The sequence below is a fragment of the Nostoc sp. MG11 genome, from assembly GCF_014904695.1.
In the GTDB taxonomy this organism is placed as follows: Bacteria; Cyanobacteriota; Cyanobacteriia; order Cyanobacteriales; family Nostocaceae; genus Komarekiella.
In genome coordinates this window covers 26,233-39,241 of the sequence record NZ_JACXXN010000031.1, presented here as the reverse complement: position 1 = coordinate 39,241, position 13,009 = coordinate 26,233, and the positions used below count along the sequence as shown (strand labels likewise).

10 protein-coding genes and 2 pseudogenes are annotated in these 13,009 nt (G+C 40.8%); 9 read left to right on the top strand and 3 right to left on the bottom strand.

Translation table 11 applies throughout. The features are described 5' to 3' along the window. Positions 1–48: 48 nt before the first annotated feature. The gene (locus HCR01_RS27895) at positions 49–2,274 is read right to left on the bottom strand and encodes an FdhF/YdeP family oxidoreductase (protein WP_193199277.1); all 2,226 of its coding nucleotides are present in this window, start codon (positions 2,272–2,274) and stop codon (positions 49–51) included. Between the two features lie 446 nt (positions 2,275–2,720). On the opposite strand from HCR01_RS27895, the gene HCR01_RS27890 reads away from it, so the two are divergent. From HCR01_RS27890 to HCR01_RS27855, 9 genes are all read left to right on the top strand, one after another. Next, complete coding sequence (locus HCR01_RS27890; RefSeq protein WP_193199276.1) at positions 2,721–3,416, top strand: hypothetical protein; 696 nt, start codon at positions 2,721–2,723, stop codon at positions 3,414–3,416. Positions 3,417–3,974: 558 nt separating this feature from the next. Further along, positions 3,975–4,400 carry a hypothetical protein gene (locus tag HCR01_RS27885; RefSeq protein WP_191760125.1) on the top strand — a complete coding sequence of 142 codons (426 nt, stop codon included), beginning with the start codon at positions 3,975–3,977 and terminating at the stop codon, positions 4,398–4,400. A gap of 12 nt (positions 4,401–4,412) precedes the next feature. Then, positions 4,413–5,726 carry a TRAP transporter substrate-binding protein gene (locus HCR01_RS27880; RefSeq protein WP_193199275.1) on the top strand — a complete coding sequence of 438 codons (1,314 nt, stop codon included), beginning with the start codon at positions 4,413–4,415 and terminating at the stop codon, positions 5,724–5,726. A 208-nt stretch (positions 5,727–5,934) separates the two neighbouring features. Further along, positions 5,935–7,017, top strand: a complete 1,083-nt coding sequence (locus HCR01_RS27875) for a class I fructose-bisphosphate aldolase (RefSeq protein ID WP_193199274.1) — start codon at positions 5,935–5,937, stop codon at positions 7,015–7,017. Between the two features lie 204 nt (positions 7,018–7,221). Continuing rightward, complete coding sequence (locus HCR01_RS40160) at positions 7,222–7,353, top strand: hypothetical protein (RefSeq protein ID WP_264299950.1); 132 nt, start codon at positions 7,222–7,224, stop codon at positions 7,351–7,353. Positions 7,354–7,456: 103 nt separating this feature from the next. Further along, a complete protein-coding gene (locus HCR01_RS27870) occupies positions 7,457–8,749 on the top strand; it encodes a hypothetical protein (protein ID WP_193199273.1) in 1,293 nt (430 codons plus the stop codon). 159 nt (positions 8,750–8,908) lie between these two features. Beyond that, positions 8,909–10,153 (top strand): HlyD family secretion protein, encoded by a 1,245-nt coding sequence (locus HCR01_RS27865; RefSeq protein ID WP_193199272.1) that lies wholly within the window; start codon positions 8,909–8,911, stop codon positions 10,151–10,153. 323 nt (positions 10,154–10,476) lie between these two features. Then, positions 10,477–10,809, top strand: coding sequence for a hypothetical protein (locus tag HCR01_RS27860; RefSeq protein ID WP_193199271.1), 333 nt, complete (start codon positions 10,477–10,479; stop codon positions 10,807–10,809). A 161-nt stretch (positions 10,810–10,970) separates the two neighbouring features. Next, on the top strand, positions 10,971–12,137 hold the full coding sequence (locus HCR01_RS27855) for a pyridoxal phosphate-dependent aminotransferase (RefSeq protein WP_193199270.1): 1,167 nt from the start codon (positions 10,971–10,973) through the stop codon (positions 12,135–12,137). A 122-nt stretch (positions 12,138–12,259) separates the two neighbouring features. Here HCR01_RS27855 and HCR01_RS27850 read toward each other — a convergent pair. Then, positions 12,260–12,639, bottom strand: a pseudogene (locus tag HCR01_RS27850) (helix-turn-helix domain-containing protein). Between the two features lie 13 nt (positions 12,640–12,652). After that, positions 12,653–12,946, bottom strand: a pseudogene (locus tag HCR01_RS27845) (type II toxin-antitoxin system HigB family toxin). Between the last annotated feature and the right edge of the window lie 63 nt (positions 12,947–13,009).

The window sequence follows — 13,009 nt, the reverse complement described above, 5'->3', positions numbered from 1 at the left end:
GTTTTGGGGTGATATTAAGTTGAGCGTAGCAGTGAGAAAGCGGTAATATTAAGTTTGTTTTTCCAAGCGTACTACTGCGTTATAATCGGGAACTCCTTCCAAAGATCGCTTACTTTTATCTAATAGCACATTCCCTTCTGGCCAATGTACTTGCAAGTTGCCTGATTGAATCGGTGCGATGTAAACTTGCCCATGCAACTCGCCTAAATCATTTTTGAGAATGATGCGATCGCCATCTTTTAATCCCAACTTTACCGCATCTTCTGCATTTATTAACACCGCCTCGCGCACTGCCCCAGTTATTGCATCTTTGCGTTCTTGCACCATACTATTAAACTGCTTACCCCGGCGCGTTGCTACTAAAAAACAGCCTTCTGGTAATTCAATTTGTGGTGGCAATAATATCCCAAAGTGCGCCTTTCCATCTGGTGTGGGAAAATTCCAACCAAAGCACAAATGTGAGCCACCATACTGAAATTGATCTCCCGCCTGCTGCAAGTGTTGAATACCAGCGTATTGTGGGACAATTTGAGCAATCTCTTGGCGTATTGCAGCAGTATCAGCAAAAGTCAGCTTGTCTGCCAAATCTGGTCGCACCCGCCTTGCCAACTCTATAAACACCTCCCATTCTGGACGCGCTTCCCCAATGCGTGGCCCCGAAATTTCTGGGCTAAAAATTACTCGGCGTTCGGTGTTAGTTTCCGTCACTCCCCCAGGTATCTCGTAGCGAGTAGTGGCAGGTAAAAGTACCACCGTGTCAGCTGGTTCCACTAACATCTGACTGGAGAGAACAATATCCATATGCACTCGTAGCGGTATTTGTTTTAGCGCACCTTCTACATAATCGGGTTCTGGTAACACTTCTAAAAAATTCCCCCCGACGGAGAACAACATATCTAATTTTCCCCGATGTGCTGCATCAATCATTTCTGGAGCTATTAAACCTTTACTTGCTGGCACTTCAAAACCCCAACGCTGACTTAAGTGTGCAGCATTCTCTGGAGTGATGGACTTACCACCAGGAAAAACAGTGGCGTAACATCCCATCTCTGCACCACCCTGCACCCCAGAATGACCACGAATCGGCATCAAACCACAGCCTTCCCGACCGACAAAACCTTTAGTCAGAGCAAGATTGATAATACTCCGCACATTATCTTCACCACATTCATGCTGAGTAATGCCCATACTCCAAACAAATACAGCTTTGTTGGCGTCCCCAACCATTTTGGCAAAAGCATACATTTCATCGCGGGATGCTCCCGAAAGCCGCTCTAACTCTTCCCAAGATTGGCTTTCTAATGAAGCTTTGAGTTCTGCAAACCCAGCTGTGTGTAAGTCAATAAATGACTGGTCTACCCAACCGTTGGCGAATATATGCTTAATTGTGCCATTTAAAAATGCTATATCCCCGCCCATGTTCACCAAAAAGAAGTCTTCGGCAAACTTAGTACCGAAAAGGGCACTTTCTGGAATCGAAGGAACCCAGTAGCGTTCCATACCTGGCTCGCGGTAAGTATTAATTACCACAATTTTGGTGCCAGCTTTCTTGGCGTAGTGGAGATACTTGACTGTGACAGGCTGATTGTTAGCAACATTAGAGCCAATGAAAACTAATAAATCAGTACCAATCCAGTCTTTATAAGAACAGGTGGTAGCCGCCGCACCGAGAGCAGCTTTTAGCCCCGCTGTACTGGGAGAATGGCAGATACGGGCGGCGTTATCAATATTATTACTTCCCATTGCCCGCACAGCTTTTTGAGTGGCGTAGTAAGTTTCGTTAACAGTGCCGCGACTGGTAACGTAGAAACTGATGCGGTTTGGTGTGATAGCGCGGATGCGACTAGCAATTACTTCTAGCGCCTCATCCCAGCTAACGCGGCGAAAGCCTTTTTCCCCACGTTGACGCATCATCGGGTAGGGAAGCCGTCCTAAGTCTCGTAATTGGGCGCTTTTTTGCTTTTGTAACTGAGAAACATCTTCTAGCAGTGCAGAGTCAAAAGCTGGCATAGTATTCATCCGCAACAACCGCAGCCGGACATTGCAGAGATGGATGCCATCTAATGTCCAATCTTTCATTCCGGTTGTTCCGAGAGCGCAACCATCACAAACACCTTTGTCCAGGATGTTCCACGCATAAGGCAACTGGTCACGAGATAGCCAAATGGCTCGAAAGACTTCCCAGTAATTGTTAGGGTACTGCTCGCCAATGCCGAAGGGCTTCCAACTTGCCCAGTTTGAAGGTGTCCAACGCTTTTTGGGTTTAGGCAACATAAGTTAGGGATGAAGAAAGTATTTGCTGAGTGTAAAACTAGTGTGCCACTGAAATAACCTTGATGTCGTTTTACCTTTTTAATCTTCACTTTGTTGCAATCAAGTTGGTGAATAAAAATATCAGGAATACTGAAGTTGCACTATTTCTTTTTGCCTATATCTATTTAGGCATGTGTATATATTTTATTTATTGTTTTGCCTATAAATATTCAGTAAACCTTAACATTAAATGATGAAAATTCAGTAAATTTATTTCTTGACATTATATCTTTAGATAGATGTATAAATCCACTCTAGAGACAGAGTGGTTTAGATAATTTTTGAAGTTATTCTATAAAAAATTCAAGCACAAGTAGCAAAACTAACACTACAAGATAGCTCAGAGTTTTTTCTAAGAAAGCTAAAACGTTTAGAATTTTCAATTTTTTACTTACTTTATTAACACCATGACTAACAAAAACGATTACCAAAGCTATAACCGCGAAGTTCAACAGGATTCATATAAAGACGCTAACGGAAATATTCACACTAACGTGAAAAAAACAGAAGAAACTGTTAACAATGTTCCTGTGGGGTCTAGCTCTAATTCCTACAGAAATGGTTATGTTGACGCTCAGGAAAATTTAGCGGCTCGTGATAACAGTAACGCTGCTAGTGGTTTGCTAGTTGGATTACTTCTGGCTTCGCTAGTGGGTTTGGTTGGTGGTGTTCTTTTCTTTCTAAATCAACGTAACGACACCTCAGTCCCAGTTACATCTCCAATAGTGGTTCCTCAAAAACCAGAAGCCAAACAACCTCCTGAAAAAGAAACCACTATCATCGAAAAAACTAGGGATGTCCTTGTTCCAGTTCCACAACAGCAAGCGCCAGCACCTCAAGCTCCAGCAGCACCTCCTCAGCAAGACATCAACATTTCAATTCCTAATCCTGCGCCAACACAAGTTAATCAGCAACCAGCGCCTTCAATACCTGAAGCTCCTAAACAGTCTGAAAACCAGAGTAATAGTACTTCCACTCAAGAGAAAAACAATAATACTAGCATCTCTACTCCTGCTCAAGATAAATCAAATCAGACTGATGCAATACCCGGTAGCAATTCAGAGAAAACTGGCGCTAATAGTACAAACAATTCCGCTCAATAACAGTTAGAAAAAAGCAGACAACTCTAAATTTTAATTAGTATCCCTCTCCAAATAACGGAGAGGATTTTTTTATATTCAAAACTTCTATTTTGGGCGTTGCTGAATCCAGGTATGAATTTACCTCACGCAGAGACGCAGCGAAAAGTTCTGTAGGCGGGTTTCCCGCCGTAGGAAACTTTTCAAGACAGAGGCGCAGAGAGTAAGAGTTTAAGATGTTAAGTTTTTAAATTTCATACTTCAATTCAGCAATGCCCTATTTTGTTGTACCCATTAAATTAAGTTGATTTTGGCGTCTTGATTAGACATAGTTTGAAAATAGAGTTTGGATAAATAAAAGCTGCGATCGCTAGTCAAAATCAAACCTAATGCTCCTAATGTTTACGTCCGAATATATACTTATAACAACACCGTATAGTATCCTATAACAAGGGTATTATACTGAAAATAACACTATCATCGCCAGTTAAACCGCAGTTATCTTATTGTAGGTAGTTTACGTATACAAAAAGCAAATTTATAAAGTTGTTCGTACCAATGATTAACACTAGGAAGATTTAAATGACCAGCAATCCAGGCGGTATTTCACAATCCAATACAGGTCAAATGTCTGGCGGAATGCAAGCAGCTATCGGTAATAATAACCAGCAGAATATGCAAGCTCAGACTGTACCTGCACAAAAAACACTTTCTCAAGAAGATGTACTCAGATTGCTAGGGGAAATTCAGCAGATTCTTCAAGGGTCTACTTTACCTGAAGATATTAAGCAAAAAGCCAGCAATCGATTAGGAGCTGCAGTTGATGAGGTTCAGCAGAAAGAGCCTGACAAGCAATTGGCTGCGGGGAACCTGAAACGAATGACAGAAACCCTTGAAGATGCAAGTAAAACTCTCAATGCAGGTCAAGGACTTGTAGAAAAAGTTCAACCTATTTTAGGTCAACTATTGGGTTGGTTAAATGTTGCAAAATCTTTCTTTGGACTTTAGCAGAGTTACCCTGTGAGCCAATTACCATCGCCTGACTCCAACAATTCACCACCAAAATCTGAGCCTAGTATCCGGCAAAATACTGAAGATTCAACGGTAGACGGCGGAATGCAAGCTGCTATTGGTAATGATAATAATCAGAATCAAACACATAGCAGTTCAAATGGCAACGTTGTCAACGTTCATCTTGGCTTAAATCCTCATATAAAAGCACCAATTCAAGACAGATTACCATCGTTGCGGATGTCTCGCAGAGCTTTTATCCCTACAGCTATCGGTACATCGGTGGGACTAACTGCTGGTTGGTTTGCTAGTAAAAATCACCCACGTATTACTTGGAAAATGGTTAGCCGTTTGGGTGAAGATACCAAGAACTTGATACTTTGGAAAGCTCCAGGAATGATCCGCGATCGCATCAAGGTTATGACAGATGGTAACTTTACTATTGACCTAGTTAGCACTGGAGATACAGAAGAAATACTCAAAGATGTTAGCAATGGAAAGATAGAATGTGGCTACAGTGGGGTCTACTACAACAGTGAAAGATTCAGAGTTCTCTTTTTTGGTTGTGCCATCCCTTTTGGCCTAAATCCTCAAGAACAAAATGCTTGGCTTTATTACAAAGATAAGCCTGACGATGACTTGACTTTTATGCAAAAAATCTATCCAAGATTAGACTTAAATGTGATTCCCTTTCCAGCAGGAGCTATAGGGGCACAAATGGGAGGATGGTTTAACAAAGAAATCAACTCAATAGAAGATTTCAATGCCATAACCATGCGTATTCCTGGACTAGGAGGAGATGTGTTACGAGAATTGCGTGTCAAAACAGAGAAAGACTTAGGTTTCAGAATTGCGATTAATCAAATTGCAGATAAAGTCAGAGACAAAACACTTGATGCTGCTGAGTGGATTGGACCATATGATGATTTTCAATTGGGACTACATAATGTATTTAAATATTACTACTATCCAGGTTGGTGGGAACCAGGTACGACCTATGATATACAGGTTAATACAGATGCCTGGAAAGACTTACCGAAAAAATATCAAGAAATATTTAAAGCTGTTTGTCTTGAAACTCATATAAAAATATTAGCTGAATACGATCAGAAAAATAGTGAAAAATTACAAGAACTAAAGTCACTGGGCATTAAACTAAAACCATTTAAGAGGGAAATTTTGATAAGAGCCAAAGAAGAAACAGATAAACTATTGAAATACTATGCTAAAAAAGATCCATTATTTGGAGAAGTTTATAAGGAATGGTTAACGTTTAAAGATGGTATAAAAAAATGGTCGGATTTAAATAGAGAGTATTTATAGAAATGTTATCTAAATTGTGAAAATTATTTGATTACTGTATTGCGTCTACCCAGTTCGATTAATTTTGTAGATATACAATCGCCATCATACCCGCGAAGTCATTGTCAGGAGCGATCGGACTTAAATAAAAAATTAGCTAAGACTGCGATCATCATCAAAATGCTACCTTAAAGACAAGGTCATTTGCTCAAGTTTTAAGGAAAGCGCTATGACGACAACGCTATCTGCGCCTAATTCTATCGAATCCTTGCTAGGTAAAGAAGCACAAGACTTGCTCACTTACAAGGCAAAAGTTTCTCAGGATTTACTACATTTGCCGGGGCCAGACTTTGTGGAGCGAGTTTGGACAATTAGCGATCGCAATCCTCAAGTATTGCGTAATCTCCAGCAACTTTACTCTACTGGTCGTTTAGCTAATACTGGCTATCTGTCAATTTTACCAGTAGACCAAGGCATTGAACACTCAGCAGGTGCATCTTTTGCACCCAATCCGATTTACTTTGACCCAGAAAATATTGTCAAGCTGGCGATCGCAGCGGAGTGTAATGCTGTAGCCACTACTTTGGGAGTATTGGGTAGTGTATCACGCAAATATGCCCACAAAATCCCCTTTATCGTCAAAATAAATCACAACGAACTGTTGACTTTCCCCAATCAATTTGACCAAGTATTGTTTGCTGATGTCGAACAAGCTTGGAATTTGGGTGCAGCAGCAGTGGGTGCGACAATTTACTTTGGTTCAGACCAATCTACCAGACAAATTCAAGAAGTCAGCAAAGCTTTTAAACGCGCTCATGAACTTGGTTTAGTAACTATTCTCTGGTGCTATCTGCGTAACAACGCTTTCAAACAAGATAAAGATTATCACATTGCCGCTGACCTCACCGGACAAGCGAATCATTTGGGTGTGACGATTGAAGCTGATATCATCAAACAAAAGTTACCCGAATGCAATAATGGTTACGGTGCAGTCGCTAAAGCCACTGGAAAGAGTTACGGCAAAACCGACGAACGGGTTTACACAGAATTGACAACCGACCACCCAATTGATTTAACTCGTTACCAGGTACTCAATTGCTACTCTGGACGTGCAGGACTAATTAATTCTGGTGGGGCGACTGGTAAAAATGACTTCGCAGAAGCAGTTCGTACCGCTGTGATTAACAAACGAGCTGGTGGTACAGGCTTGATTTCTGGGCGCAAAACTTTCCAGCGTCCGTTTGAAGAAGGGGTGAAACTATTTCACGCCATTCAAGATGTTTATTTATCACCCGATGTGACCATAGCTTAAAAACTTCAAAATCAAAATCCGTCACAGTATTTTTGTAGTTAGGGGGCAGAGGCGCAGGGGGAGAATAATAACTCTTGACTCTTGACCCTTAACTAACAAACTTGTTGGCAAATAGGCAGAGAATAGACGTTAAACCAAGCAAGTTGGGATAAGAAGATGCTAAAGTTTGAGCGTATTCTCAAGCAAGACTAATTGTTGAGAGCGATGAACGGACTGAACCGTGAAACCTTTGAAGCCTTACTACCAAAGTTTACCGCTATCTATGAACAGACCATCATTGAGTGTAAGAAATCACGTCAAAAAACCAAGTTAGCCGGAAGAAAAGCTCGCTTATAAACGCCCCAAGAGAAGCTATTTTACATCTTGTTCTACTTCAAATGATATTCCACCTTTGATTTAGCTGGGGTGTTATTTAAACTTGACCTCAGGAGACATATTTATGTTCAAGCAAAACTTTAATATGCATGTTTTTTGGTGGATTTTGGTTTCCCTAGTCAATATTTTACTTTTAGATATTTTTTACCAAACAATATATTTGACTGACATTTCAACGGCAATTTTTAGTGTCAGTAATATACTAGTAGCGATTTTAGTCCGTAATGAACTGATTTTGCATTTATTGTATCGTTTGGCAGTATGGACTTCGGTAAAGATTGTTTATGGCAAATACTATCTTAATAGTGGCGTTCATTATATCGGTGGCGTTCACACCTCATGTGCTACTTGGGGTTTTTTGTGGCTAATTGTTGATGTATTGCAGCAGTTGGGAAACCCAAGCGATCCTCTATCAATGGCTACATCCAGCGATCCCATATCAATCGCTACATCCAGTATACTTTTAACACTTTTATTTATTATTATCCTCACCGCTATTCCCCCATTACGCCATAAGTTCCATGACACGTTTGAAATAAGCCATCGCTATCTGGGATGGTCTTGTTTGGGTATTCTCGTCTTGCATCAAATTAGATTTCAATTTATCATCGCTCTCAACCAAACTTATCCTCTAGAAACTTTATTAACTAATCCAGTTTTACTGATGCTCGCGCTGATGATTTTCAGTATATTTTTGCCTTGGATAAGCGTGCAGTGTTTTGATAATTTTACGATGCATTGTCCTTCTGTTGGGGTTTTAGTTGTAACTCTTCCAGGAAGGGCTGATGTAGGGACGTTTGCTCGAATTAGTCTAGATGGTATTGAATGGCATTCCTTTTCTGTTGCAGGAACGAGTTTCAGCGAACAAACAGCCGAATCAGAAATTCATTTAATAATCGGCGCGGTAGGCGACTGGACTAAAAATTTGATTCGGCAAGTTGAAAAAGGAAATTTGCCCAAACGACTATGGGTTCGTCGAGTCAAGCCTCCTGGTTTTATGTTCTCAATTAACGCTTATTCACGGGTAGTTGTAATCGCAACTGGAGCAGGAATTGCACCAGTCATACCTCATGTGATAGAAAATAATCATAAACTTTGTATTGTGTGGATCGGTAACGACCACGAACAAACTTACGGCGAAAGGCTTTGGTCTTTGCTTGACTCTCATCCTCGTTGCAATATTTTCGATACAGGAATGCATGGTAGACCAAATGTAGAGCAGCTAGCTATTCAAGCCGTTCGAGATTTTAGAGCGCAAGCTGTGTTTTGTGTATCCAACAAAGTAGTTACTAAAAAGGTGATCGAGACTTGTTTGGGGAAAGGTATTCCAGCTTATGGAGCTACCTGGGATTCTTGATATGCCCAAAAGCGAGTTTGTTACTTAAGGAATGAAATTACGTTCTGTTACATAGTGGAAGCTGGTTTTCTAAATACCCTAAATAGTCTAAATAGTATGCGCGAAAACTAACTAAAATTTAAAGCAATTGCGAACTGATAATTTTCTGCCATTTGTTTCATGAAATTAATTAAAACAGCTTCAGGAAAAATTATCCTTTCGATTCTAGTCCTTAGCTGTCTGGCTGTTATTGGAATTAGGCTGAGACGCAACTTTTCGCAAATTCTTAGTGTACAAGCTTTTGTTAACGGTGAAATCATTTTTGTGCGGGCATCCATCCCAGGCGAGCTAGAGTTGAAAAGCGAGAAACTTAAGTTGAGCAACCAACTTGAAAAAGGTACACAAATCGGCACAATTAAATCTACTGTCGAAAATCCACGAGTATCAGTCCTCATAATTGAGAAGCAGCAATTAAAAACTCGCCTACAGGATATTCAACAGCAAATCTCTGGGGTAAAACAGCAAATTCAAAATCGAACTAAATTAATGAACTTATTTGAACAACAAACAGTTATCCAGAAAACGCTTCAACTCAAATACGCCCGTCAACAGAAAAAACAATATGAATGGGAAATAGCTCGATCACGAGCCACAGAAAAAGTAGCGATTGCCGATGCTCAGCGCTTTGCTGGCTTAGCTAAGAAAGGAGCAGTGACCATCTCCAGAGCCGAAAACGAAATCGCAAGAGCACAGCAAGCATCTGCTGTAATCAAGGAAGCTCAGTCAAAAATTGAGCAAGCCAATCTCAGCGTAGAAGCAACGAAAGCTGGACTTCAGCTAGAAGGAACTCGCACCTCAAGCTATCCTGAAACGCGCGTTCTTGAACTTGATGTAGAGTTAACAGATCTAAAGCAACAAGAAAAAAATCTCTCTAAAGAACTCCAGAGTATTCAGTCACAGCTATCCATTACTAGTAAAGAATTGCAGGCTCAACAAAACGTCTTAGTTATAGCACCAACAACAGGCGTGATCTGGTCAATTGATTCTAAGCCACAGGAAATAGTCGAAGCTAATAAATCGATTATTCAATTACTCAACTGTCAGAATCTTTGGATAGATGCATTTATAAATGAGACTGAAGCATCGAAACTTGTCGTTGGACAAGAAGCCCAAATCAACCTTAATAACTCAAGTAATGTTCAATGGAAAGGACGAGTAGAAACAATCAGAGCAGGTACAGGTCGTTTTGAAGTTGGGCAATATGTTGTAGAACCACCACCAGAAATTACCCGCCGTCAACTACCAGTACGGGTAGCGACAGTACGAATCAAAGTTGATTGGCAGAAAACCCCTAGTTCTGGCTTTTGTCTGGCAGGGAGGAGTGTAAACGTTCGCTTTCTAGAGTCAAAGTCTTCCCCTTTTTAGCAATTAGGAAAAGGTTAATGGGTAAAGGGATAAGAAGTAGATTTAAGCCTTTCCTCTTTAACCGGAAGGTATTGGAATGGGAGCAGGCGATCGCTAATATCTTAAATAAATATACTGAAGTATTAAGCAAAATAAGAGACTGACAAAATAGCTCTATTGCATAAATACAAAATATACTAATCTTGCGTGATATTGCGTTATTTCCTGATTCCCCTAACCTCACTTTTTATATACATGTAACTAGCCTAGGGGAAGACGTTATCTCCATGAGAGTTTTTTACGATTTAAACGTTTGCGAAAAGATTCAGGAGTAAGTTTTTCCAATGTTGGAAATCCAGAGAAAATTTAATCAATTAAGTCACAAAATTACGATAGCTGTGCTAGCTGGATTGATCTGGCTGGTTAGCTTACCTGTGGCTTCAGTTCAAGCAGATGGTTATTATTCGGAAAAAACGCACAAGCTAGAAGTAATTAAGCCTTTTTATGCCACCAAAGAGCGTAAAATAGCACAAACTGAGCCTTTCAAGCCTTATTATGCTACTCGCGATCGCCAGAAAGTAAAAGCCAACGTCCAAGAAACTACTGATGATATCAAAAGGGAAAAGCGAGCAACAGAAGTGATTCCTCAAGACTTGGGAAGTGGAAGCAGCAAATAAAATCCCATAGATATGCTCAAACGCTTGAGGGTGGTCAGATCCCCGACTTCTTGGAGAAGTCGGGGATCTGACTACTAATTAAAGAGTTTTAAAAAGGCAAATCTCGGTAGAGATTCTGGGATATCCTAATATAAGTGAAAGATTTGCCAAAAAAAGTAAGAATGAAGCTGGCAGCAAGAGTAAGTAAGGTAACACCTTCTTTGACCTTAGCGATCGCAGCCAAGGCTAAGGCACTGAAGGCAGACGGCATAGATGTTTGCAGTTTTAGCGCTGGAGAACCAGATTTTGACACCCCAGCGCATATCAAAGCCGCAGCAGCGAAAGCTTTGGATGAAGGCAAAACCAAGTATGGCCCCGCCGCCGGAGAACCAAAGTTAAGGGATGCGATCGCCCACAAGCTTAAAACTGATAACGGTCTTGATTACAAGTCAGAGAATGTCATCGTCACTAACGGCGGTAAACATTCTCTATACAACTTGATGGTGGCACTCATTGATCCAGGTGATGAAGTAATCATCCCTGCTCCTTACTGGCTTAGTTATCCCGAAATGGTAACTTTAGTAGGTGGGATACCAGTAATTGTCGCTACAGATGCAACAACGGGTTATAAAATTACCCCCGAACAACTCCGCAAGGCAATCACGCCTAAAACAAAGCTATTTATCCTCAACTCTCCATCCAATCCCACAGGGATGGTTTATACGCCAGATGAAATCAAAGCACTGGCTAAGGTAATAGTTGATGCAGATATCTTTGTTGTCTCTGACGAGATTTACGAAAAGATTCTCTACGACGGTGCAGAACATATCAGCATCGGTTCTCTTGGTAAGGAAATTTTTGACCGCACCTTGATTAGTAATGGGTTTGCCAAAGCTTACTCAATGACAGGATGGCGTATCGGCTATTTAGCCGGGCCAACCGAGATTATTAAAGCCGCGAGTACCATCCAAGGACATAGTACATCTAACGTGTGTACATTTGCCCAATATGGGGCGATCGCTGCTTTGGAAGGTTCCCAAGACTGTGTAGAAGAAATGCGCCAAGCTTTCGCCAAACGCCGACAGGTAATGTTAGACAGACTTAACACCATTCCCGGATTGAGTACTGCAAAACCAGACGGCGCTTTTTATCTATTTCCCGACATCAGCAAAACTGGTCTAAAATCCTTGGAATTTTGTGACGCTTTACTAGAAAAACACCAAGTTGCAGTCATTCCCGGAATCGCCTTTGGTGCTGATCACAATATTCGCCTTTCCTACGCCACGGATATGGCAACAATTGAAAAGGGGATGGATCGGTTAGAGAAATTTGTCAAGTCGCGTATTTAGTTAGTTGTCACTTGTGAGGAGAATTTACCAACTCTCGAACTCTACCTTTTCTACTCAGAACTGGTGGAGTTCATTTTCCAAACTGAAGTTCCGAGTTCTGATATTATTTAGTTCCAACACCATCAAGCTGAATTTTGCATCAAAGGGTATGGTTGAATCAAAATCTGTGCCGGAATCCCCAATTGTTGATGCAAACCCCGAATCATCTCCAAGGTTAGCGCCTGCTTGTGATGCAAAATGTCGGCAATTTCTGCTTTACTGCCAATAACAGGCTCTAATTCATCTACAGACAACCCACGGAATTCGAGATAATATAAGACTGCTTCAATAGGATCTGGTGCTTCGATTGGTAATGCCTTTGCTCGTATGCTTCCACAAGCGTAGTTAAAACTTCCAAGCGGTCAAACTCTGGTGTATTTAGTTCCGCATCAAATAATCTTTCAATTTCATCAAGCGCAGCACGATAATCAGCTTCAGTGCGGATCGGACGGGTTTCAAGCATAGATATTACTGCCTCAAATGCTTGTTGCATCTACGTTATCGTATTCTTTATGCGTTCCAAGAAAACGAATAAAAATAATTCCAATATCATAACGAACATGAACAATTAAGCTATAATAGTTACCTTTGATATTGAAAACAACACGGTTATTAGCAAGAATACTGGCATTGCGATAGGTACTTTTGATATTTGCCGGACTATCCCATTCTGCACGAGATGCTTCATCAAACCAAGCCTTTAATGGCTGTTCAGCATCGGGATATACTTCCTAAAACTTTCGTAATGTGCTGCGGGCAATGATTCGCATCATGAGATTATAATTACAACGATTACAGCACTGAGGGTATGACAATTATGCTTTTAAGGCTTG